General features: G+C 60.4%; 19 protein-coding genes and 5 tRNA genes. 17 read left to right on the forward strand and 7 right to left on the reverse strand.

What is annotated here, in order from left to right:
• Positions 1-10 precede the first annotated feature (10 nt).
• Positions 11-86 (reverse strand) — tRNA-Asn (locus tag AC3IT9_RS09790).
• 227 nt (positions 87-313) lie between these two features.
• On the opposite strand from AC3IT9_RS09790, the gene AC3IT9_RS09795 reads away from it, so the two are divergent.
• On the forward strand, positions 314-544 hold the full coding sequence (locus AC3IT9_RS09795) for a hypothetical protein (protein WP_489272822.1): 231 nt from the start codon (positions 314-316) through the stop codon (positions 542-544).
• Here AC3IT9_RS09795 and AC3IT9_RS09800 read toward each other — a convergent pair.
• Positions 541-750, reverse strand: a complete 210-nt coding sequence (locus AC3IT9_RS09800; RefSeq protein WP_150672795.1) for a hypothetical protein — start codon at positions 748-750, stop codon at positions 541-543. The genes AC3IT9_RS09795 and AC3IT9_RS09800 overlap by 4 nt on opposite strands.
• 250 nt (positions 751-1,000) lie before the next feature.
• Positions 1,001-2,197, reverse strand: a complete 1,197-nt coding sequence (locus tag AC3IT9_RS09805; RefSeq protein ID WP_008050829.1) for an amino acid aminotransferase — start codon at positions 2,195-2,197, stop codon at positions 1,001-1,003.
• A 335-nt stretch (positions 2,198-2,532) separates the two neighbouring features.
• Here AC3IT9_RS09805 and uvrB point away from each other — a divergent pair, with 335 nt between their 5' ends.
• Positions 2,533-4,548 (forward strand): excinuclease ABC subunit UvrB, encoded by a 2,016-nt coding sequence (uvrB, locus tag AC3IT9_RS09810; RefSeq protein WP_489272824.1) that lies wholly within the window; start codon positions 2,533-2,535, stop codon positions 4,546-4,548.
• Between the two features lie 143 nt (positions 4,549-4,691).
• Here the strand turns inward: uvrB and AC3IT9_RS09815 are convergent, their stop codons facing one another.
• The gene (locus tag AC3IT9_RS09815; protein WP_489272825.1) at positions 4,692-6,242 is read right to left on the reverse strand and encodes an MDR family MFS transporter; all 1,551 of its coding nucleotides are present in this window, start codon (positions 6,240-6,242) and stop codon (positions 4,692-4,694) included.
• Entirely contained in the window at positions 6,232-7,320 is a 1,089-nt protein-coding gene (locus tag AC3IT9_RS09820; RefSeq protein WP_150755144.1) for an HlyD family secretion protein, read from the reverse strand. The genes AC3IT9_RS09815 and AC3IT9_RS09820 overlap by 11 nt, the downstream gene beginning before the upstream one ends.
• A 230-nt stretch (positions 7,321-7,550) precedes the next feature.
• On the opposite strand from AC3IT9_RS09820, the gene gltX reads away from it, so the two are divergent.
• From gltX to AC3IT9_RS09870, 10 genes are all read left to right on the forward strand, one after another.
• A complete protein-coding gene (gene gltX, locus AC3IT9_RS09825; protein ID WP_150755143.1) occupies positions 7,551-9,032 on the forward strand; it encodes a glutamate--tRNA ligase in 1,482 nt (493 codons plus the stop codon).
• 202 nt (positions 9,033-9,234) lie between these two features.
• A tRNA-Ala gene (locus AC3IT9_RS09830) sits at positions 9,235-9,310 on the forward strand.
• 79 nt (positions 9,311-9,389) lie between these two features.
• A tRNA-Glu gene (locus AC3IT9_RS09835) sits at positions 9,390-9,465 on the forward strand.
• Between the two features lie 53 nt (positions 9,466-9,518).
• Positions 9,519-9,594 (forward strand) — tRNA-Ala (locus AC3IT9_RS09840).
• 80 nt (positions 9,595-9,674) lie between these two features.
• Positions 9,675-9,750, forward strand: a tRNA-Glu gene (locus AC3IT9_RS09845).
• Between the two features lie 185 nt (positions 9,751-9,935).
• Positions 9,936-10,475 carry a TetR/AcrR family transcriptional regulator gene (locus AC3IT9_RS09850; protein WP_057715584.1) on the forward strand — a complete coding sequence of 180 codons (540 nt, stop codon included), beginning with the start codon at positions 9,936-9,938 and terminating at the stop codon, positions 10,473-10,475.
• 29 nt (positions 10,476-10,504) lie between these two features.
• On the forward strand, positions 10,505-11,338 hold the full coding sequence (locus tag AC3IT9_RS09855) for an alpha/beta fold hydrolase (protein ID WP_150759153.1): 834 nt from the start codon (positions 10,505-10,507) through the stop codon (positions 11,336-11,338).
• A gap of 49 nt (positions 11,339-11,387) precedes the next feature.
• On the forward strand, positions 11,388-11,837 hold the full coding sequence (locus AC3IT9_RS09860; RefSeq protein WP_150756484.1) for an acyl-CoA thioesterase: 450 nt from the start codon (positions 11,388-11,390) through the stop codon (positions 11,835-11,837).
• 154 nt (positions 11,838-11,991) lie between these two features.
• Positions 11,992-12,951, forward strand: a complete 960-nt coding sequence (locus tag AC3IT9_RS09865; RefSeq protein ID WP_150756483.1) for a tRNA dihydrouridine synthase — start codon at positions 11,992-11,994, stop codon at positions 12,949-12,951.
• Positions 12,952-13,072: 121 nt separating this feature from the next.
• Positions 13,073-13,519 carry an Hsp20 family protein gene (locus tag AC3IT9_RS09870; protein WP_057715580.1) on the forward strand — a complete coding sequence of 149 codons (447 nt, stop codon included), beginning with the start codon at positions 13,073-13,075 and terminating at the stop codon, positions 13,517-13,519.
• A 46-nt stretch (positions 13,520-13,565) separates the two neighbouring features.
• Here the strand turns inward: AC3IT9_RS09870 and AC3IT9_RS09875 are convergent, their stop codons facing one another.
• A complete protein-coding gene (locus AC3IT9_RS09875) occupies positions 13,566-16,844 on the reverse strand; it encodes a sensor domain-containing protein (RefSeq protein ID WP_150727100.1) in 3,279 nt (1,092 codons plus the stop codon).
• A gap of 65 nt (positions 16,845-16,909) precedes the next feature.
• Positions 16,910-17,800: a LysR family transcriptional regulator gene (locus tag AC3IT9_RS09880; RefSeq protein WP_008047336.1), complete on the reverse strand. Its 891-nt coding sequence runs from the start codon at positions 17,798-17,800 to the stop codon at positions 16,910-16,912.
• A gap of 147 nt (positions 17,801-17,947) precedes the next feature.
• Here AC3IT9_RS09880 and leuC point away from each other — a divergent pair, with 147 nt between their 5' ends.
• The 5 genes from leuC to asd all read left to right on the forward strand — a co-directional run bounded on the left by leuC (position 17,948) and on the right by asd (position 23,250).
• The gene (leuC, locus tag AC3IT9_RS09885; protein ID WP_489272828.1) at positions 17,948-19,378 is read left to right on the forward strand and encodes a 3-isopropylmalate dehydratase large subunit; all 1,431 of its coding nucleotides are present in this window, start codon (positions 17,948-17,950) and stop codon (positions 19,376-19,378) included.
• Positions 19,379-19,380: 2 nt separating this feature from the next.
• Positions 19,381-20,025, forward strand: coding sequence for a 3-isopropylmalate dehydratase small subunit (gene leuD, locus AC3IT9_RS09890; RefSeq protein WP_095943682.1), 645 nt, complete (start codon positions 19,381-19,383; stop codon positions 20,023-20,025).
• Positions 20,026-20,169: 144 nt separating this feature from the next.
• On the forward strand, positions 20,170-20,937 hold the full coding sequence (locus AC3IT9_RS09895; RefSeq protein WP_489272829.1) for a class I SAM-dependent methyltransferase: 768 nt from the start codon (positions 20,170-20,172) through the stop codon (positions 20,935-20,937).
• Positions 20,938-20,988: 51 nt separating this feature from the next.
• Positions 20,989-22,071: a 3-isopropylmalate dehydrogenase gene (leuB, locus tag AC3IT9_RS09900; protein WP_056722174.1), complete on the forward strand. Its 1,083-nt coding sequence runs from the start codon at positions 20,989-20,991 to the stop codon at positions 22,069-22,071.
• A 66-nt stretch (positions 22,072-22,137) separates the two neighbouring features.
• Entirely contained in the window at positions 22,138-23,250 is a 1,113-nt protein-coding gene (asd, locus tag AC3IT9_RS09905; RefSeq protein WP_007975660.1) for an aspartate-semialdehyde dehydrogenase, read from the forward strand.
• The last annotated feature ends 94 nt before the right edge of the window (positions 23,251-23,344 follow it).

The raw sequence follows: 23,344 nt of genomic DNA on the forward strand, positions 1-23,344 counted from the left end.
GAACCTTGTCTGGCTCCACGACCTGGACTCGAACCAGGGACCCAGTGATTAACAGTCACTTGCTCTACCAACTGAGCTATCGCGGAATGGTGCCTATGTTACTGATTCAAAAAGAGAAGTCAAGCGCCTGATCACAACTCGGCGGATTCATCGGGACGGACGGTGGTTTATCGGTGATTGGCGGTTACCAGGATCGCCCCAGAGGTCTACCATGACCGCCCGGAAGTGGTGACACGCGCTGCCGGCCATTCGCCGAAAAGGTACGCGCCATGAATCATTTGACCCTCACGCCTCGACATCACGGGGTGCGCCCATGAGCATCTCTCAGATCAGCCTGCCCAAAGGTGTCGGCCCGCATGCCGAAAAACTCTTCGACGCGATCACTCAGGCCAGCACCGCTGATGAGTTGAATCGCGCCGGTGGCAAGGCCGAAGGGTTTGTCCTGGGCCTGGAAAGCACTAAAGCGATCAAGAGCCAGGTCGCGGAATCGCTGTATGTCGCCTACGACGACGCTGCCAGCCAGCGTGCGACCGAACTGGCTTAACCGCCGAAGGTAATCGTGGCAAGCATCAGTTTGGCGTAGAGCGCCGTGGCCCCCAATTGCACCAGCCACAGGGCCAGGCCGCCGAGGAATACACCAGCAGCGACTTGCATTACCAGGTTGTTGCCGCGTTTTGTCGGGGCGCGGGGGGTGAAGTGATCCAGGTCATCCAGGTCATCGCGGTCGGCGCGCAGGTCATCGTTTTTCATGTGGGTTCTCATCGGAATTACAGAGTGTACGCATAACCTGTGGGAGCGGGCTTGCTCGCGAAAGCGGTGGGCCAGGTTGTACAAGTGTTGAATGTACTGGCGTCTTCGTCGGAACGCCGCCCGGAGCAAGCCCGCTCCCACATTTTGACTTGTGTGGAGTTTAGAGGGCTGCGTCGTTGCGTTGAGAATTATCTGAAGCAAATAAAAAACGGGAAGCCACATGGCTTCCCGTTTTCAGGTCAAGGCGTAATCAGATGACTTGGACGATAGCGTCCGTCACAACCTTGATGTTGCTCTGGTTCAGCGCAGCCACGCAGATGCGGCCGGTGTCCAGGGCGTAGATGCCGAACTCATTGCGCAGACGGTGAACTTGCTCAACCGTCAGGCCGGAGTAGGAGAACATGCCGCACTGACGACCGACGAAGCTGAAATCGCGCTGAGGCGCTTTTTGTGCCAGCAGGTCGACCATCTGGGTACGCATGCCACGGATGCGCAAGCGCATTTCGGCCAGTTCGGCTTCCCACTGGGCGCGCAGTTCCGGGCTGTTCAGCACCGCAGCGACAACGCTGGCACCGTGGGTTGGCGGGTTGGAGTAGTTGGTGCGGATCACGCGTTTGACTTGCGACAACACGCGCGCGCTTTCTTCTTTCGATTCGCTGACGATCGACAGGGCGCCAACGCGCTCGCCGTACAGCGAGAACGACTTGGAGAACGAGCTGGAAGCGAAGAAAGTCAGGCCCGATTCAGCAAACAGGCGTACGGCAGCGGCATCTTCGTCGATGCCATCGCCAAAGCCCTGGTAGGCCATGTCGAGGAACGGCACGTGGCCTTTGGCTTTAACGACTTCCAGGACGTTTTTCCAGTCCGCCGGGCTCAGGTCCACGCCGGTCGGGTTGTGGCAGCAGGCGTGCAGCACAATGATTGAGCCGTTTGGCAGCGCGTTCAGGTCTTCCAGCATGCCGGTACGGTTAACGTCGTGGGTCGCGGCGTCGTAGTAACGGTAGTTCTGCACCGGGAAACCGGCGGTTTCGAACAGGGCGCGGTGGTTTTCCCAGCTCGGGTCGCTGATCGCCACGACGGCGTTCGGCAACAGTTGCTTGAGGAAGTCGGCACCGATTTTCAGTGCGCCGGTACCGCCAACGGCCTGGGTGGTGATGACGCGGCCGGCAGCGATCAGCGGCGAATCATTGCCGAACAGCAATTTCTGCACAGCCTGGTCGTAGGCGGCGATACCGTCGATTGGCAGGTAGCCACGGGAAACGTGTTGAGCGGCGCGAATGGTTTCGGCTTCGACAACGGCGCGCAGGAGTGGAATTCGCCCCTCCTCGTTGCAGTAAACACCGACTCCCAGGTTGACTTTGTTGGTCCGGGTATCGGCGTTGAATGCTTCGTTGAGGCCCAGGATTGGATCGCGTGGTGCCATTTCGACAGCGGAGAACAGGCTCATTATTGCGGCGGCTCTGAATGGAGTGTGGAGGGACGTGTAGCGCTCCAGCCGAATGCACTAGAGCGGTGCACAAACGGGGAGCTAGTATAGAGGCCATCGGCGATGGCTGGCGACAGGCGAATCAGCATTTCGGGTAAGTTTTTCCGATTATTTATCGACCGTTAGTCGAATGGCGTCGGCAAAGGTTTAGCGCGATGTAGGACGTTTGCCTTGAAAGCGCTGGCAATCGGCTCCACATTGAGCACAATCCAGTTTTTTCCTCGGGCGACATCGGTCGTTTGCGGTCTTTCTCGTTCGTGCCGTTTTTACCGGCAAGAGTGATCCAGAGGTATTTCATGTCTGAATTCCAGCTAGTCACCCGTTTCGAGCCCGCCGGCGATCAGCCGGAAGCCATCCGCCTGATGGTCGAGGGCATCGAAGCCGGGCTGGCGCACCAGACGCTGCTCGGTGTGACCGGCTCGGGCAAGACCTTCAGCATCGCCAACGTGATCGCCCAGGTGCAGCGCCCGACCCTGGTGCTGGCGCCGAACAAGACCCTGGCGGCGCAGTTGTACGGTGAGTTCAAGGCGTTCTTCCCTAACAACGCGGTGGAATATTTCGTTTCCTACTACGACTACTACCAGCCGGAAGCCTACGTGCCGTCCTCGGACACCTTCATCGAGAAAGACGCCTCGATCAACGACCACATTGAGCAGATGCGTCTGTCGGCGACCAAGGCCTTGCTTGAGCGCAAGGACGCGATCATCGTCACCACGGTGTCCTGTATCTACGGCCTGGGCAGCCCGGAAACCTATTTGAAGATGGTGTTGCACGTGGATCGCGGCGACCGGCTCGATCAGCGCGAATTGCTGCGACGCCTGGCCGACCTGCAATACACCCGCAACGACATGGATTTTGCCCGTGCGACCTTCCGCGTGCGTGGCGATGTGATCGATATCCACCCGGCGGAATCCGATTTCGAGGCGATCCGCATCGAGCTGTTCGACGATGAAGTGGAAAGCCTGTCGGCATTCGATCCGCTGACCGGCGAAGTCATTCGCAAACTGCCGCGCTTCACCTTCTACCCGAAGAGCCACTACGTGACGCCACGGGAAACCCTGATGGGCGCGGTCGAAGGCATCAAGGTCGAATTGCAGGAGCGCCTGGAATACCTGCGCTCCAACAACAAACTGGTGGAAGCCCAGCGCCTGGAGCAACGCACCCGTTTCGATCTGGAGATGATCCTCGAACTGGGTTACTGCAACGGCATCGAAAACTACTCGCGCTATCTGTCCGGCCGCGAAGCCGGCGCGGCGCCACCGACGCTTTACGATTACCTGCCGGCCGATGCCTTGTTGGTGATCGACGAGTCCCACGTCAGCGTTCCGCAGGTTGGCGCCATGTACAAGGGCGACCGCTCGCGTAAAGAGACGCTGGTCGAATACGGTTTCCGCCTGCCTTCGGCCCTGGACAACCGGCCGATGCGTTTCGATGAGTGGGAAAGCATCAGCCCGCAGACGATTTTCGTCTCGGCGACCCCGGGCAACTACGAAGCCGAACACGCCGGGCGCGTCATTGATATGGTGGTGCGCCCGACCGGGCTGGTGGACCCACAAATCGAGATTCGCCCGGCACTGACCCAGGTCGACGACTTGCTGTCGGAAATCAGCAAGCGCGTCGCTCTGGAAGAGCGGGTGCTCGTCACCACGCTGACCAAGCGCATGGCCGAGGATTTGACCGATTACCTGGCCGACCACGGTGTGCGTGTGCGTTACCTGCACTCGGACATCGACACCGTGGAGCGGGTCGAGATCATCCGCGATTTGCGTCTGGGCACCTTCGATGTGTTGGTGGGGATCAACCTGCTGCGCGAAGGCCTGGACATGCCGGAAGTCTCGCTGGTGGCGATCCTCGATGCCGACAAGGAAGGTTTCCTGCGTTCCGAGCGCTCGCTGATCCAGACTATCGGCCGGGCGGCGCGTAACCTCAACGGTCGGGCGATTCTGTATGCCGATCGGATCACCGGTTCCATGGAGCGCGCGATCGGCGAAACCGAGCGCCGTCGCGACAAGCAGATTGCCTTCAACCTGGCCAACGGCATCATCCCCAAAGGTGTGTTCAAGGACGTCGCCGACATCATGGAAGGTGCCACCGTGCCCGGTTCGCGCAGCAAGAAGCGCAAGGGCATGGCCAAGGCCGCCGAGGAAAACGCCAGGTACGAAGCGGAATTGCGCTCGCCGGGCGAGATCGCCAAGCGCATTAAAGCCCTGGAAGAGAAGATGTACCAGCTCGCTCGCGACCTGGAGTTCGAAGCGGCGGCGCAGATGCGCGATGAGATTACCAAGTTGCGCGAGCGGTTGATTGCTGTTTGATTTGTAGTGTCTGAACTGGCCTCATAGCGAGCAAGCTCGCTCCCACAATGATTGAGGGTGCTCACACATTATGTGTACGCCCACGTACCCTGTGGGAGCGAGCTTGCTCGCGATTAGGCCAGTCAGGGCGCAGTAAATATCAACTAGTGCGCCTCACCAGCCTTCAACCCCTCCGGCAACTTCTTGGTCAACAACACCGCCAGCATGCTGATCCCCAGCGCAATCCCGACAAAATGAAACGCATCGTTGTAGGCCATGATCGACGCCTGTTGGTGGGCGATCTCGCTGAGTTTGCCCAGTGCTGCCGTTTCATTGCCCAGCCGATCAGCCAGCGAGGCGATCCGTTCGGCCACCTGCGGATTGCTCGGCACGATGGCTTCACGCAGGTAGTCAAAGTAAACCTTGGTCCGCGCATCCAGCAGCGTGGCGAGCAGGGCGATGCCGATGGCGCCGCCGAGGTTGCGCAGGATGTTGAACAGGCTCGAGGCCGATCCCGCATCCTGGGGCAGGATGTAGGCGGTAGCGATCAGCGAGATGGTCACCATGATCAGCGGCTGCCCCAGGGCGCGGATGATCTGGATCTGATTGAACTGCGGCCCGGCAAAGTCCGGGTTCAGCACGCCCGAAGAGAAACTCGCCAACCCGAACAGCCCGAAGCCCAGGGTGCACAGCCATTTCGGCGAGACGAACTTCATCAGCTTGGGCACCAGCGGGATCAGGAACAGCTGCGGCACGCCCATCCACATGATCACTTCGCCAATCTGCAGGGCGTTGTAGTTCTGGATTTGCGCCAGGTACAGCGGCAGCAGGTAGATCGAGCCGTACAGCCCGACCCCCATCCCGACGCTGGAAATACTGGATAACCCGAAGTTGCGGTTGCCGAGGATGCCGAGATTGATCAGTGGATTGGGTTTGGAGGTCTGCACGATCACAAAGCTGATCAGGCTGACCAGCGCGATGCTGCCCAGGGTCACGATCAGGCTCGATTCCAGCCAGTCCTTGCGATGGCCTTCCTCCAGAAACACCTGCAAGCAACCGAGCCCGACGCCGAGGGTGAGAATGCCGGCGTAGTCGGTGCTTTTCAGCAATTCCCAGTGGGCTTCTTTTTTCTCCAGGCCGTACATCAGGCCGGCGATCATGATCAGGCCGGGCGGGATGTTGATGTAGAAAATGTACTCCCAGCCCCAGTTCTCCGTCAGCCAACCGCCGAGGGTCGGGCCGATAGAGGGTGCGAAGGTGGCGGTCATGGCGAACATGGCCATGCCTTTAGCGCGGTGGTGCTCCGGGAGCTTGATCAGGGTCAGGGTGAACGCCAGCGGAATCAGTGCGCCACCGGTAAACCCCTGCAGGGCGCGGAACACGATCATGCTTTCCAGGCTCCACGCCATGGAGCAGAGCAGGGAGGCTGCGAGAAACCCGAGGGACACCCACACCGCCAGGCGCCGGGCTGACAGCAACTGCACGAGCCAGGCGGTGAGCGGGATCATGATGATTTCCGCCACCAGGTACGAGGTGGAAATCCATGAGCCTTCTTCCAGGGTCGCCGACAGCGCGCCCTGGATGTCCTTGAGCGAGGAGTTGGTGATCTGGATGTCCAGCACCGCCATGAACGCACCGAGCATCACGCTCATCACCGCAATCCAGTCCCGCCGGGTCGGTTCGCCGACCGGGCGGATCAGTTGATCACCGGCCATCGTCTGGGGCGTCTTTGTGGCTCACTTTGGGGGTGACATCTTCAGGGGCGTCCTTGATGTTCACCTTGGCGGTGACCGACATGCCCGGGCGAATCTTGCCGCGCAGCGGATTGTCCGCGGCGAAGGTCAGTTTTACCGGAATCCGTTGGACGACTTTGGTGAAGTTGCCCGTGGCATTGTCCGGCGGTAACAGGCTGAACTGTGCACCCGAGGCGGCGAACAGGCTATCGACCCGGGCTTTGATCGGGGTGTCGCTATAGGCGTCGAAGGTCAGTTCGGCTTCCTGGCCGGGCTGCATGTGGCCAATCTGGGTTTCCTTGAAATTGGCCTGAATCCAGATGTCTTCGTCCGGCACGATCGACAACAGGTAAGCGCCGGCCTGCACGTATTGGCCTTCGCGGGCTGCTCGCTGGCCGATCAGGCCGCTGATGGGCGCGTGGATTTCGCTGCGGGTCAGGTTCAGTTCGGCCTGGGCCAGATCGGTTTTGGCATTGGCGATCTGCGCATCCAGGCGTTTGATCTCGGCGGTGAGTGCGTTGACTTGCTGGCGCTGACTTTGCGCGTCGGCCTGGGCCTTGGCCACTTGCGAGCGGGCAATGTGGTTGTCGGCGGAGAGGGTGGTCACCCGTTCTTCCGAGATATAGCCGGGTTTGCGCAAGGTCTCGGCGCGGGTCAGGTCAATCTGCGAGCGACCCAGGCTGGCCTGGCTGGACGCGACCTGCGCTTCGCTGGCGGCAATCAGGCTGGCCTGCTGGGTCAGTTTGCTCTGGGCTTGCAGACGCTCGGCCTCGCGGGTGGCCAGGGCGGCATTGGCGCGGTCGACAGCGAGGCGGAAGTCGTCGCCTTCGAGTTTGACCAGCAACTGGCCTTTCTCGACATGCTGGTTGTCCTGCACCAGTACCTGATCGATACGCGCGCCCAATTGGCTCGACACGCGGGTGATCTCGCCCTGGACATAGGCGTTGTCGGTGCTTTCATAAAAGCGCCCCTTCAAGAGCCAATGGGCAAACAGGCCCCCGGCAATCAACAGGACAATCAGCAGGAACGAGAAGAGGCGACGCTTGAGTTGGGCAGGCATGAGGCAAACTGTAGTCGAGAAATTGTAAGAGAAGTTATCAGCAGGCAAATCTGGCATACAGCCGATAAGCGGTAAATGCCATCGGCTGATATTCGGCCATTCACCTCCCTATACGGGCGTTACAGACGCAACCTTGGCTTAAATGCCCTGTTCACTGGAGCCGGGCGGGTGTCGCCTGTTACCATTCGCGCCTTGTTTGAACTTCGCTTTTATTCTTTTCGAGACATGCCATGACCACCGTCCGCACTCGCATCGCGCCATCGCCTACCGGGGATCCCCACGTAGGTACCGCTTATATCGCCTTGTTCAACTACTGCTTTGCCAAGCAGCACGGCGGTGAGTTCATCCTGCGGATCGAAGACACCGACCAACTGCGTTCGACCCGCGAGTCCGAACAGCAGATTTTCGACGCCTTGCGCTGGCTCGGGATCGACTGGAGCGAAGGCCCGGACGTCGGCGGCCCGCACGGTCCGTACCGTCAAAGCGAGCGCGGCGATATTTATCAGAAGTATTGCCAGCAGCTTGTGGAGCTCGGTCATGCCTTCCCGTGCTTCTGCACCGCCGAAGAGCTGGACCAGATGCGCGCCGAGCAGATGGCTCGCGGTGAAACCCCGCGCTACGACGGCCGCGCGCTGCTGCTGTCCAAGGAAGAAGTCGCCCGTCGCCTGGCGGCAGGCGAACCCCACGTTATCCGCATGAAAGTGCCGAGCGAAGGCGTCTGCGTGGTGCCTGACATGCTGCGTGGCGACGTTGAAATCCCGTGGGACCGCATGGACATGCAGGTCCTGATGAAGACCGACGGCCTGCCGACGTACTTCCTGGCCAACGTAGTCGACGACCACCTGATGGGCATCACCCACGTATTGCGTGGCGAAGAGTGGCTGCCATCGGCACCGAAACTGATCCTGCTGTACGAATACTTCGGCTGGGAACAACCGGAGCTGTGCTACATGCCGCTGCTGCGTAACCCGGACAAGAGCAAACTGTCCAAGCGCAAGAACCCGACCTCGGTAACCTTTTACGAGCGCATGGGCTTCATGCCGGAAGCGATGCTCAACTACCTGGGCCGCATGGGCTGGTCGATGCCGGACGAGCGCGAGAAGTTCTCGTTGCAGGAAATGGTCGACAACTTCGACCTCAAGCGCGTGTCCCTGGGCGGGCCGATCTTCGACATCGAGAAGCTGTCGTGGCTCAATGGCCAGTGGCTGCGTGACCTGCCGGTGGAAGAGTTCGCTTCGCGGGTACAGAAGTGGGCGCTCAATTCCGAATACATGATGAAGATCGCGCCGCACGTGCAGGGCCGGGTCGAAACCTTCAGCCAGGTGGCACCACTGGCCGGGTTCTTCTTTGCCGGTGGCGTGAACCCCGATGCCAAGCTGTTCGAATCCAAGAAGCTCTCGGGCGATCAGGTCCGCCAGTTGATGCAGTTGATCCTGTGGAAGCTCGAAAGCCTGCGTCAGTGGGAGAAGGACAGCATCACCGCAACCATTCAGGCGGTGGTCGAGTCCCTGGAGCTGAAGCTGCGTGATGCCATGCCGCTGATGTTCGCTGCGATCACCGGCCAGGCCAGCTCGGTGTCGGTGCTCGATGCGATGGAAATCCTCGGGCCGGACCTGACCCGTTTCCGTCTGCGTCAGGCGATTGACCTGCTGGGCGGCGTGTCGAAGAAAGAAAATAAAGAGTGGGAAAAGCTGCTGGGCGCTATCGCCTGATTGCGTTTGCCTCTGCGGTAATGGCCGAAGGCCGGGATCTTTTGCTCCCGTTCTTCGGCGCTTCCCCTGAATTTACGAGGGGGAGGGCGGTAAGTGGTTGTTATGTCGGCAAAAAATTTTGAAATTTTTCAAAAATAAGTTTGACAGACTTTCGATACGCCCTTAAGATTCGCCCCGTCCTCAGCGATGACATCAACGATGAGGGGCTATAGCTCAGCTGGGAGAGCGCTTGCATGGCATGCAAGAGGTCGACGGTTCGATCCCGTCTAGCTCCACCAATTTACACTTCAAGGCCTGGCCACACCGGTCTTGAAGCGATCAACACTCAGCGTTGATCAGTTGTATAGAAGGGTTTGCGTCCCCTTCGTCTAGTGGCCTAGGACACCGCCCTTTCACGGCGGTAACAGGGGTTCGAGTCCCCTAGGGGACGCCAGTTTTACAGAAGCGATGTTGCAAGATGTCGCTCCGCCGCGAGGCGAAAAATCCGGGGCTATAGCTCAGCTGGGAGAGCGCCTGCATGGCATGCAGGAGGTCAGCGGTTCGATCCCGCTTAGCTCCACCAATTTTACAGTTCAAGGTCTGGCCACACCGGCCTTGAATCGATCAGCACTCAGCACTGATCAGTTGTATAGAAGGGTTTGTGTCCCCTTCGTCTAGTGGCCTAGGACACCGCCCTTTCACGGCGGTAACAGGGGTTCGAGTCCCCTAGGGGACGCCACGATTACCCGCTCTGCGGGATTTTATAAGGGTCATTCAATTATTGAATGGCCCTTTTGTTTGTCTGGCGTTTGGCCAAATTCCTCCATTTCCAAAAAAACTGTTCTTCAGACCAGCGGTCACGCCCATGACTTGCTAAAATTTATTATGAGAATAATATTTCAATCGTAATATTCGGAGGCAACGATGAACGATAAAAAAGCTCAAACCCGCGAACGCATCCTCAAGGCTGCCAGCGCAGCGCTGATTCAGCGCGGCCCGGCCGAGCCAAGCGTGGGCGAAGTGATGGGCGCGGCGGGCCTGACGGTCGGCGGCTTTTACGCCCACTTCGAAAGCAAGGACGCGATGATGCTCGAGGCGTTCAGGCAATTGCTCGGTCACCGCCGCGACCTGATTGCCGACATGGACGCGGAATTGACCGGCGAAGAGCGCCGCGCGTTGGTGGCTGCGTTTTATCTGTCGCGCAAGCACCGTGATTCCTCCGAGTCGGCCTGCCCGATCCCGGCATCGGTCGGCGAACTGGGGCGGCTGCCGGAAGCGTTTCGTGTCGCGCTCAATGAGCATGTGGAATTGATGGTCGCGCAGTTGGCGGCCAGCCCTGAAGAAACCGAAAAAGCCCTGGCCGACATGGCCTTGATGGTGGGTGGGTTGGCTCTGGCGCGGGCGCTGGGGCCTGGAGAGTTGTCCGATCGATTACTGCGCGCCGCCAAATCGGCAGTGCGTTGACCTGAAGGCTGCGGCCTGAGGAGAATGCGATGAGCGCGTTAAAGTGGGTTCGTGGCGTTAATGGCACCTTGGGCTGGTTTGCCCCGAAACTGGTCGCCAGCAAAATGCGACAGGCGTTCATGACGCCACGGGATCTGCCGCTGCGTGATTGGGAGCTGCCACTGTTGGCCAGGTCCGAGCGGATCACCCTGCGTTTCGGTCTCTCGGCCTTGCGCTGGGGCCAGGGCCCGGCAGTCTTGCTGATGCATGGATGGGAAGGGCGGCCGACGCAGTTTGCCAGCCTCATCACCGCGCTGGTCGATGCCGGTTACTCGGTCGTGGCCCTGGATGGTCCGGCCCACGGTCGCTCGCCGGGCAGCGAAGCGAATGTGGTGCTGTTCGCCCGCGCCATGCTTGAAGCTGCTTCCGAACTGCCACCCCTGCAAGCGGTCATCGGCCACTCCATGGGCGGCGCCAGTGCGATGCTCGCGGTCCAGTTGGGCTTGCGCACCGAAACCCTGGTCACCATTGCCGCTCCGGCGCGAATTCTCGGCGTGTTGCGTGGTTTTGCCCGCTATGTCGGGCTGCCACCGAAGGCCCGCTCGGCGTTCATTCGCCAGGTCGAGCAAGACGTCGGCATGCGAGCCGAGACGCTGGATGTCGCACACTATCAACTCGACATGCCTGGCCTGATTGTCCACGCCGAAGACGACAACTTCGTCTTGGTGAAGGAATCCCAGCTGATTCACGAAGCCTGGTTCGACAGCCGCTTGTTGCGTTTGAAAGACGGTGGTCATCAGCGAGTGTTGGCCGACCCGCGGGTGATTGATGGCGTGTTATCACTGCTGGCCGGGCGCAGTCTGCAATCACGCCAATCCGCCTGAGCTTCCGTTACACTGCCCCGGTCGAAATTATCTGACCAGGGAGTCGGGCATGGGTTGGGATCGGGAAACGCCGTTCATCATTGATCTGCAAGTGAGCGCCGAGGACATTGACGGGTTGGGGCACGCGAACAACGCGGTCTACGTGACCTGGCTCGAACGCTGTGCCTGGCGCCACTCCCAGCGCCTTGGTCTGGACCTGGTCGAATATCGGCGGCTGGACCGGGCGATGGCGGTGGTGCGGCACGAGATCGATTACCTGGCGGCAGCCTATGAGGACGACGAGTTGCAATTGGCGACCTGGATCGTCGATTGGGACCAGCGGCTGAAAATGACCCGACACTTCCAGTTGATCCGCCCCAGTGACAACACCACGCTATTGCGCGCGCAGACCACGTTCGTCTGCATCGAGCTGTCCACCGGCAAGCCCAAGCGCATGCCGGTAGAGTTCATTGAGGGCTATGGCCCGGCGTTGCATGCTTTGGAATCAGCAAAAATCTAATGTGGGAGCGAGCCTGCTCGCGAAGGCGGCGGAAAATCCAGCATCAATGTATCTGACAGAGCGCTTTCGCGAGCAGGCTCGCTCCCACAAGGGGTCTGCGGTTTCTCGCGCAATCCAGTAAACTGCCGCACGTTTTTCCTCGAGTGTGTTTTTCATGCAAATTGCTTTGGCGCCCATGGAGGGGTTGGTCGACGACATCCTGCGCGATGTGCTGACCCGCGTGGGTGGTATTGACTGGTGCGTGACCGAGTTCATTCGGGTCAACGACCAGTTGCTGACACCTGCCTATTTCCACAAGTTCGGCCCGGAGCTGCTCAACGGTGCCCGGACAGCCTCCGGCGTGCCGCTGCGTGTGCAACTGCTCGGTTCCGACCCGGTGTGCCTGGCAGAAAATGCCGCGCTGGCCTGCGAGCTGGGGTCCGAAGTGATCGACCTGAACTTCGGCTGTCCGGCCAAGACCGTCAACAAATCCCGTGGTGGCGCGGTATTGCTCAAGGAACCCGAGCTGCTCAACCAGATCGTCGAGCACGTCCGTCGTGCCGTCCCCGCGCACATTCCGGTCACCGCCAAGATGCGCCTGGGCTTCGACAGCCCGGACGGTTCGCTGGTGTGTGCCACGGCCCTGGCCGAAGGCGGCGCCGAACACATCGTGGTGCACGCGCGGACCAAGGTGGATGGCTACAAGCCGCCGGCGCACTGGGAGTGGATTCCGCGGGTGCAGGACGTGGTCAAGGTGCCAGTGTTCGCCAACGGCGACATCTGGAGCGTCGAAGACTGGCGTCGTTGCCGCGAGATCAGCGGCGTGGAAGACATCATGCTCGGTCGTGGTCTGGTTTCGCGTCCGGATCTCGCCCGGCAGATCGCCGCGGCGCGGGCCGGTGAGGAGGTCGTCGAGATGACCTGGTCCGAGTTGCTGCCACTGATCCAGGACTTCTGGCTGCAAGCCAAGGCACAAATGACGCCACGCCAGTCGCCGGGTCGCCTGAAGCAATGGCTGGCGATGCTGACCCGCAACTATCCCGAGGCAGTGGAGCTGTTCACCGTCCTGCGTCGTGAGACCGAGCTGGATAACGTCTCGCGCTTACTGGGGCTGCCGGTGGCGGAAGCGGCCTGATAAAAATCTGGAAATAATCTCTTGAAATGCAATCAGCGGTCCCTATCTAAGGGTTACGCGATGCCGAATTCGGGTCGCGGAGACAAAAAACCTTGCTGATTGTTTTCAGGAGATTTGCATCATGGCTACTACATTATCCCTGGCCCCACTGTTCCGTTCCTCGGTAGGTTTCGACCGTTTCAACGACCTGTTCGAGACCGCCCTGCGCAACGAGCCAGGCAGCAGCTATCCACCCTATAACGTGGAGAAACACGGCGACGATCAATACCGCATCGTGATTGCCGCGGCCGGTTTCCAGGAAGAAGATCTGGAACTCGAAGTCGAGAAAGGTGTGCTGACCATCAGTGGCGGTAAACGCGACGCGAACGAAGACGTCACTTATCTGTATCAGGGCATTGCGCAACGTGCCTTCAAACTGTCCTTCCGTCTGGCGGACCACATCGAGATCAAGGCTGCCGGCCTGAGCAACGGTCTGTTGAGCATCGACCTGCTGCGGGTGATCCCGGAAGAGGCGAAAGCCAAACGCATCCCGATCAACGGGACGCAAAAACCGGCTCTGCAACACTAAGTCAGAGCAAGAAGAAGGGCGCCATTGGCGCCCTTTTTTGTGCTCGTCACTTCAGCAGTTTTTGAAACTCTTCCACCGGCAACGGCTGGCTGTGCAAATACCCCTGATAGAAATGGCATTCCAACCCCTGCAAGAACTCCAGCTGCTCCGCTGTTTCCACCCCTTCAGCAATCACCTTCAAATCCAGGCTGTGGGCCATGGCGACGATGGCGCGGATGATCTCGGCGTCGTTCGGGTCGCTGGTGGCGTCGCGAATAAACGACTTGTCGATTTTCAGGGTATCGACCGGCAAGCGCTTGAGGTAGGTCAGTGAGGAGTAGCCGGTGCCGAAGTCGTCCATGGCGAAGCTCACACCGAGTTTTTTCAGGCGGCGCATTTTGCTGATGGTGTCTTCCAGGTTCTGGATGACGATGCCTTCGGTGATTTCCAGCTTCAACAGGGAGCAGGGCAGGCCATAGCTGGTCAGGCTGTTTTCAATCCGTTCGACGAAGTCGTTCTGGCGGAACTGGCGCGGGCTGATGTTCACGCACAGGCTGAATCTTAGCGGGTCTATCAGGCCGTTTTCGATCAATTGTTTGAAGGCCTGGCAGGCTTCGTCGAGGATCCAGGTGCCGACCTCCAGAATCAGCCCGCTGTCTTCCAGCACCTTGATGAACTCGTTGGGTGACTGCGGGCCGAGCTCCGGATGATTCCAGCGTACCAGGGCCTCGGCACCGACGATGCGGTCGCCCCGGGCGTCGACCTGGGGTTGGTAATGCACGCGAAACTCGCCCCGGGAAAGCGCCAGGCGCAGGTCGGTTTCCATGCGCAGGCGTTCGCTCGCGGCCTTCTGCATGGTGTTGTGGTACATCTGCGCGGTATTGCGACCAGAGTCCTTGGCGCGATAGAGCGCGATGTCGGCGCGCTTGAGCAGGTCGGTCGGGGTCGAGCCGTGATCGGGGATCAGTGCAATGCCGATGCTTGGCGTCACTTGCAGGCGCTGGCCGTCGAGGAACATCGGTTCGGACAGCAGCTCGCGGATGGTGTCGGCCAATTCGCGAACCTGATCGCTGACCTCGCTGCGCGAGCCTTCAAGGCCGCTGAGCAGTATCACGAATTCGTCACCGCCCAGGCGCGCGACGGTGTCTTCCATGCGCACGCTGGCCTCCAGGCGCGCGGTGATGATTTTCAGCACGGTATCGCCCACCGGGTGCCCGAGGGAGTCGTTGATGTGCTTGAAATGGTCGAGGTCGAGGAACATCAGCGCCCCGCGCAGGTTATGCCGTTTGAGCAGGGCGATCTGCTGGCTCAGGCGGTCCATCAGCAAGGCGCGGTTGGGCAGGTTGGTCAGTGGGTCGTGGTAGGCCAGGTGGCGGATCTGCGCTTCGGCGTTTTTCAGCAGGCTGACGTCTCGTGCGGTCAATAGCAGGCAGGCGGTTTCGTTGAGGGTGATCGGTTCCACCGAGACTTCGACGGTGAGCAGTTCACCGCGCTTGTTGCGCCCGAGCATTTCCTGGTGATGAACCCGACCCTTGATCTGCAATTCGGCCAGCAGCGCCGAGCGTTGTTTTTCTTCAGCCCAAATCCCGACCTGATACACCGTGCGGCCCACTACTTCCTCGGCGCGGTAACCGGTCAGGCGGCAGAAACCGTCGTTGACCTCCAGATAGCGTCCGGTGTCGCGCTCGGTGATGGTGATGGCGTCGGGGCTGGAGTGGAAGGCCTTGGCGAATTTCTCTTCACTGGCCTTGAGCGCCGCTTCCGAGCGCTGTTGCTGGGTGATATCGCGCAGCGTAGTGACGATGCAGGCCTGGTCGCCGACGCTGATCTGGCGGCTGGAAATCACGCAAGTCAGGACCTGTCCGTCCTTGTGCTGGACGAGAATGGCCACGTTGTTCAGGCCTTGTTCGCGGATCACTTGTTCGATCCGTCGCAGGCTTTTCGCCGAAGCGTCCCACAGGCCGATTTCGTCGGCGCTGCGGCCGATCACGTCGGCAGTGCTCCAGCCGAAGGTCTGGGTGAAGCTGGAGTTGATTTCAATGAACTGGCCGGAGTCCTGGTGGGTGACGCAGATCGGATCGGGGCTGACCTGGAACAACGTGGCGAATTTTTCTTCGGAGGCCACCAGCCGTTGCTCGCGCTCCACCTGGTCGGTGATGTCGAGCAATGTGCCGGCCATGCGCACCGGCACGCCGTTGTCATCGCGGTAGAGGCGGGCGCGGCTTTCCAGGTAGCGCGGGCTGCCGTCGGGCAATTGCACGCGATAGGTCAATTGATAGTTGCCGGCCGGGCCTTCACGCAGGCTGCGGTAAGCGTCGCGCATGGTGTCGCGTTCTTCGCCGGGCACGCCTTCGAAGAACTCGTCGAAGGACTCGTGAAAGGGTTTGGCGTCCAGGCCGTGCAGTTGGGCGGCCCGTGCCGATCCGTAGAGCATGCCGCTGGGAATGTGCCAGTCCCAGGTACCGAGCTGTGCCGAATCCAGGGCCAGGTCGAGGCGTTCCTGGCTGTCCTTGAGGGCCTGTTCGGCGACTTTGCGTTCGGTGGTGTCAAGGAACGTGCTCAGTAGATAGGGTTGGCCTTCGAGCTCGACTTTCTGCGCACTGAGGATGCCGTCGTGGACCTGGCCATTGCTGGCGCGAAACTGCACTTCCATGCTGACCAGGTCGCCTTTGGCTTTGGTGGCCTTGACCAGGTCGTCCCGTTGCTCGGGATGCACCCACAGGCCCAGCTCCAGGGTGGTGCGGCCGATCGCGTTTTGCACCGGCCAGCCGAACAGGCTTTCGAAATACTGGTTGGCTTCGGAGATCAGGCCGTCTTCCTGGCGGGTCAGCAGGACCATGTTCGGGCACAGGTGAAACAGGGTGGCGAAGCGTTTTTCCGAGCTGCTCAACGCCTGTTCGCGCTGGCGCTGGTGGGTAATCTCGCGGATTACGCCGATCATCCGTGGCCTGCCGTGCTTGTCCGGTAACAGGCTGCCGTTGATTTCCAGCCAGTGCAGGCTGCCATCGGGCCAGCGGATGCGGTGACGCATCGCTTGCTCCAACGGCGCGCCAGCGATGACCGCGTGGAAGGCGCGAAGGGTTTTCGCGCGATCCTCCGGGGGCAGCAGGTCGAGGTATTCCAGATCCCGTGGCAACGGTTTGCGGGGGTCGAAGCCGAACAGCGCCTGCGTACCCCGGGACCAGCTGATCTGCCCGCGCTCGATGTCCCAATACCAGGCACCCAGGCGCGCGCCGTTGAGCGCGGCCAACAGTTGCGAGGCACTTTCCCAGCTCTGTTCGGAGTTTTTCGGGTCAAGTGCCTGTATACGCGGCATTGGCGGAATACGGTCAACAGATTTGGGCATTGGCAAGCCTTAGGCTGAATGGGCGTTTGGCACAGGGGGTCGCGGCTCTATAGGAGTAGCACAAGTCAGCCTTGAGTCCCTGGCGGATCGAGTTGAGCATCCAGCAAGGCCATGAAAGCCCGAGCAGCATTCGACAGCGTCCTTTCCGTGTGCAGGATATAGCCTAGCTGGCGAGTGAGCTGTATGCCCGGCAAAGGTATGCGCGCCACCTGGTCATCGAGCATGGTGCGCGGCAAAACGCTCCAGGCCAGGCCGATCGAGACCATCATCTTGATGGTTTCCAGGTAGTTGGTGCTCATGGCGATGTTCGGCGTCAGGCCCTGGGCTTCAAACAGCCGCTGCACAATGTGGTGGGTAAAGGTGTTACCGCCGGGGAAGACCGCCGGGTGTCGGGCGATATCCGCCAGGCTGACCTTGCCGTTATTGAGCAACGAATGCTCTGGGGCAACCACGAAATCCAGCGGGTCGTCCCACACCGGGGTGGCCTTGACCAGCGCATGGGGTTCCGGCGCGAGGGTAATGACCGCCAGTTCGGCACGGCCATGGAGAATTTCCTCGTAGGCCACTTCCGAATCGAGGAACTGAATATCCAGCGCCACTTGTGGGTAGCGTCGGGTGAACTCCCTCAATAAGGGTGGCAAACGGTGCAGGCCGATATGGTGACTGGTGGCCAGGGTCAGACGGCCGGTCACTTCGCCTGTGAGGTTGGTCAAGGCGCGGCGCGTATCATCGAGGACATTGAGAATCTGGTAGGCCCGCGGCAGCAGGGCGCGCCCGGCCTCGGTCAGGCCTACTTCACGACCCAGGCGATCGAACAACCGCACCTTCAATTGCTGCTCCAGCCCGGCAATACGTTTGCTGATCGCGGGCTGGGTCAGGTGCAGCCGTTCGCCGGCGCCGGAGAAGCTTCCGGTCTCGGCGATGGCAATAAAAGCATTGAGGTTGGCCAGGTCCATGGTTGTATTCCAGTTGGTTATCCAAAGCATAAAAAATATGAATTTGAGTTATTTAATGTAACCCCATAGGATCAGCCTCACAAGCCAAAGGGTTATTGAGCACTTCAAGATCCGGGGCATAGAAACAAGCTGATGAGGAACCGTCTGATGGCCGGCAAAACGCTCTACGACAAGCTCTGGGATTCGCATTTGGTCAAGCAGCGCGACGATGGCTCTGCGCTGATCTACATCGATCGTCACATCATCCACGAAGTGACCTCGCCGCAAGCCTTCGAAGGCCTGCGTCTGGCCGGGCGCAAGCCATGGCGCATCGATGCCAACATCGCGACCCCGGACCACAACGTACCGACCACGCCGGAGCGCAAGGGCGGCATCGACGCCATCGTTGACCAGGTCTCGCGCCTGCAAGTGCAGACCCTCGACGACAACTGCGATGAATACGGCATCGTCGAGTTCAAGATGAACGACGTTCGCCAGGGCATCGTCCACGTCATCGGCCCGGAGCAGGGCGCAACCTTGCCGGGCATGACTGTGGTCTGCGGCGACTCCCACACCTCGACCCACGGCGCATTCGGCGCATTGGCGCACGGTATCGGCACATCCGAGGTCGAGCATGTGCTCGCCACCCAGTGCCTGGTCGCCAAGAAAATGAAAAACATGCTGGTGCGCGTCGAAGGCCAATTGCCGTTCGGCGTGACCGCCAAGGACATCGTGCTCGCCGTGATCGGCAAGATCGGCACCGCCGGCGGTAACGGCCACGCCATCGAATTCGCCGGCAGTGCGATTCGCGACCTGTCCGTGGAAGGCCGCATGACCATCTGCAACATGTCCATCGAAGCCGGCGCTCGCGTAGGCCTGGTGGCCGCGGACGAAAAGACCGTGGCTTACGTAAAGGGCCGTCCATTTGCTCCGAAAGGCGCGGAATGGGACCTTGCCGTCGAAGCCTGGAAAGACCTGGTGTCTGACGCTGACGCCACCTTCGATACAGTAGTTGAGCTCGATGCCACCCAGATCAAGCCGCAAGTCAGCTGGGGCACCTCGCCGGAAATGGTGTTGGCGGTAGATCAGAACGTGCCGGACCCGGCGAAGGAAATGGACCTGGTCAAGCGCGGTTCCATCGAGCGCGCCTTGAAGTACATGGGTTTGACCGCCAACCAGGCGATCACCGACATTCAGCTCGACCGTGTGTTCATCGGTTCCTGCACCAACTCGCGGATCGAAGATTTGCGTGCGGCGGCCGTGATCGCCAAGGGCCGCAAAGTGGCCTCGACCATCAAGCAGGCCATCGTGGTGCCGGGCTCGGGTCTGGTTAAGGCGCAGGCCGAATCGGAAGGCCTGGACAAGATCTTCCTCGAAGCCGGTTTCGAATGGCGTGAGCCGGGTTGCTCGATGTGCCTGGCGATGAACCCGGACCGCTTGGAGTCCGGCGAGCATTGCGCCTCGACCTCCAACCGTAACTTCGAAGGCCGTCAGGGCGCCGGTGGTCGTACCCACCTCGTCAGCCCGGCCATGGCCGCGGCCGCCGCTGTGAACGGTCGTTTCATCGACGTCCGTGAATTGATTCAGGGAGCGCAGTAAGCATGAGAGCATTTACCCAACATACTGGACTTGTCGCGCCTTTGGATCGTGCCAACGTCGACACCGACCAGATCATCCCGAAGCAGTTCCTGAAGTCGATCAAGCGCACGGGCTTTGGCCCGAACCTGTTCGATGAGTGGCGTTACCTGGATGTGGGGCAGCCTTACCAGGACAACTCCAAGCGTCCGCTGAACAAGGACTTCGTCCTCAACGCCGAACGTTACCAGGGCGCCAGCGTATTGCTGGCCCGGGAGAACTTCGGTTGCGGCTCCAGCCGTGAACACGCGCCGTGGGCGCTGGAAGAATACGGTTTCCGCAGCATCATCGCGCCGAGCTATGCCGACATCTTCTTCAACAACAGCTTCAAGAACGGCTTGCTGCCGATCATCTTGAGCGATGCCGAAGTCGACGAACTGTTCCAGCAGGTCGAGGCCAATCCGGGCTATCAGTTGCAGGTCGATCTGCAAGCCCAGACCGTGACCCGCCCTGACGGCAAGGTGTTGAGCTTCGAAATCGATGCGTTCCGCAAGCACTGCCTGCTCAACGGCCTGGACGATATCGGCCTGACCTTGCAGGACGGCGATGCGATTGCGACGTTTGAAGCCAAGCATCGTGCGAGCCAGCCTTGGTTGTTTCGCGACGCTTGATTTTGCGTAAGGCGTAATGACGCCATCGCGAGCAAGCTCGCTCCCACATTGGATTTGCGGCGTTCACAAAACCTGTGGGAGCGAGCTTGCTCGCGATGAGGCCAGAACAGACACCCCAAGACTCACCCCCAAAAGGAAGTCCCCATGACCAGCACCGCCCAGCACACCCAGGTAGTCCAGAAGCAATTCGGTGAACAGGCTTCGGCCTACCTGAGCAGCGCCGTCCACGCTCAAGGCACTGAATTCGCGCTGCTACAGGCCGAGCTGGACGGGCAGGGTGATGCCCGGGTCCTGGACCTTGGCTGCGGCGCCGGTCACGTGAGTTTTCACGTAGCCTCATTGGTGAAAGAAGTGGTGGCCTATGACCTGTCGCAGCAGATGCTCGACGTGGTGACCGCTGCCGCTGTCGATCGTGGCTTGAGCAACGTGACCACGGTCAATGGTGCCGCTGAGCGCCTGCCGTTCGCCGATGGCGAATTCGATTTCGTCTTCAGCCGTTATTCGGCGCACCATTGGAGCGATCTGGGCGTGGCCCTGCGGGAAGTGCGTCGAGTCTTGAAGCCGGGCGGTGTGGCGGCGTTCGTCGACGTGTTGTCACCGGGTAGTCCGCTGTTCGACACGTACCTGCAAAGCGTCGAAGTGCTGCGCGACACCAGCCATGTGCGCGATTATTCCGCTGGCGAGTGGTTGCGCCAGGTCAGCGAGGCGGGGCTGCACACCCGCAGTACCACCCGTCAGCGCTTGCGCCTGGAGTACAACAGCTGGGTCGAGCGCATGCGCACACCTGAAGTGATGCGCGCGGCGATCCGCGAGTTGCAGCAGTCGATGGGCAATGAAGTGCACGGATATTTTGAAATTGAGGCCGATGGTTCGTTCAGTACCGATGTACTGGTGCTGATGGCTGAACGATAGAATTTTTCCGGGTGCGTCCATGGGCGCACCGACTGATGACATGAGGAAAGCATGAGCAAGCAGATTCTGATTCTCCCAGGTGACGGTATTGGCCCGGAAATCATGGCCGAAGCGGTCAAGGTGCTGGAGCTGGCCAGTGACAAGTTCGCCCTGGGCTTCGAGTTGAGCCATGACGTGATTGGTGGCGCTGCCATCGACAAGCACGGCGTGCCGTTGGCCGACGAGACCCTGGAACGTGCCCGCGCGGCCGACGCCGTGTTGCTGGGCGCCGTTGGCGGCCCGAAATGGGATGCCATCGAACGTGACATCCGCCCTGAGCGCGGCCTGCTGAAGATCCGTGCGCAACTGGGCCTGTTCGGCAACCTGCGTCCGGCGATCCTGTACCCGCAACTGGCCGAGGCTTCCAGCCTGAAGCCGGAAATCGTTTCCGGGCTGGACATCCTGATCGTTCGCGAACTGACCGGCGGCATCTACTTCGGCGCGCCTCGTGGCACCCGCACCCTGGAAAACGGCGAGCGTCAGTCCTACGACACCCTGCCGTACAGCGAAAGCGAAATCCGCCGCATCGCCCGTGTCGGTTTCGACATGGCCATGGTTCGTGGCAAGAAGCTGTGCTCGGTGGACAAGGCCAACGTACTGGCCTCCAGCCAGCTGTGGCGTGAAGTGGTCGAACAAGTGGCCAAGGATTATCCTGAAGTCGAACTGAGCCACATGTACGTCGACAACGCCGCGATGCAGCTGGTGCGCGCACCGAAGCAGTTCGACGTGATCGTCACCGACAACATGTTCGGCGACATCCTGTCCGACCAGGCCTCGATGCTCACCGGTTCCATCGGCATGCTGCCGTCGGCGTCCCTGGACACCAACAACAAAGGCATGTACGAGCCGTGCCACGGTTCGGCGCCGGACATCGCGGGCAAGGGCATCGCCAACCCGTTGGCGACCATTTTGTCGGTGTCGATGATGCTGCGCTACAGCTTCAACCAGCAAGCCGCGGCCGATGCCATCGAGAAAGCGGTCAGCCTGGTGCTGGATCAGGGTTTGCGCACCGGTGACATCTGGTCGGCCGGTTGCACTAAAGTCGGTACGCAGGAAATGGGTGACGCAGTAGTCGCCGCGCTGCGGAATCTGTAATCTCTCGGGCCCGCTGCCAAATTCAAGACAAGGTAGCGGCCCACATTTCAAGAAGGTGTAGTTGCGATGAAACGTGTAGGTCTGATCGGTTGGCGCGGTATGGTCGGTTCCGTGCTCATGCAGCGGATGCTGGAAGAGCAGGATTTCGATCTTATCGAGCCGGTGTTTTTCACCACTTCCAATGTCGGTGGCCAAGGCCCGTCCGTGGGCAAGGACATTGCTCCGCTCAAGGACGCTTACAGCATTGAAGAGCTGAAAACCCTCGACGTGATTCTGACCTGCCAGGGTGGCGACTACACCAGCGAAGTCTTCCCCAAGCTGCGTGAAGCCGGCTGGCAGGGTTACTGGATCGACGCCGCTTCCAGCCTGCGCATGCAGGATGACGCGGTGATCGTTCTGGATCCGGTCAACCGCAAGGTGATCGACCAGCAGCTGGATGCGGGCACCAAGAACTACATCGGCGGCAACTGCACCGTCAGCCTGATGCTGATGGGTCTCGGTGGCCTGTTCGAAGCTGGTCTGGTGGAGTGGATGAGCGCCATGACCTATCAGGCGGCCTCCGGTGCCGGCGCGCAGAACATGCGTGAACTGATCAAGCAAATGGGCGCGACCCACGCCGCTGTTGCCGATCAACTGGCCGATCCGGCCAGCGCGATCCTCGACATCGACCGTCGTGTGGCCGAAGCCATGCGCAGCGACGCGTACCCGACCGAAAACTTCGGCGTACCGCTGGCCGGCAGCCTGATCCCGTGGATCGACAAGGAACTGCCGAACGGCCAGAGCCGCGAAGAGTGGAAGGCCCAGGCCGAGACCAACAAGATCCTCGGTCGCTTCAAGAGCCCGATCCCGGTCGATGGCATCTGCGTGCGTATCGGCGCCATGCGCTGCCACAGCCAGGCGCTGACCATCAAGCTGAACAAAGATGTACCGATCGCTGATATCGAAGGGCTGATCAGTCAGCACAACCCTTGGGTCAAGCTGGTACCGAACAGCCGTGAGACCAGCATTCAGGAGCTGAGCCCGAACAAGGTCACCGGCACCCTGAACATCCCGGTTGGCCGTCTGCGCAAGCTGAACATGGGTTCGCAGTTCGTCGGCGCGTTCACCGTCGGCGACCAGTTGCTGTGGGGTGCGGCCGAACCGCTGCGTCGCATGCTGCGGATCCTGCTTGAGCGTTGATCGGTTGATGAAATGAAAGAACCCGCGCCTTGAAAGAGGCGCGGGTTTTTTTATCGAAGAAATGTTGTCAGGCCCGACGCCTTCGCGAGCAGGC

Source organism: Pseudomonas sp. KH_046_1 (assembly GCF_057839025.1).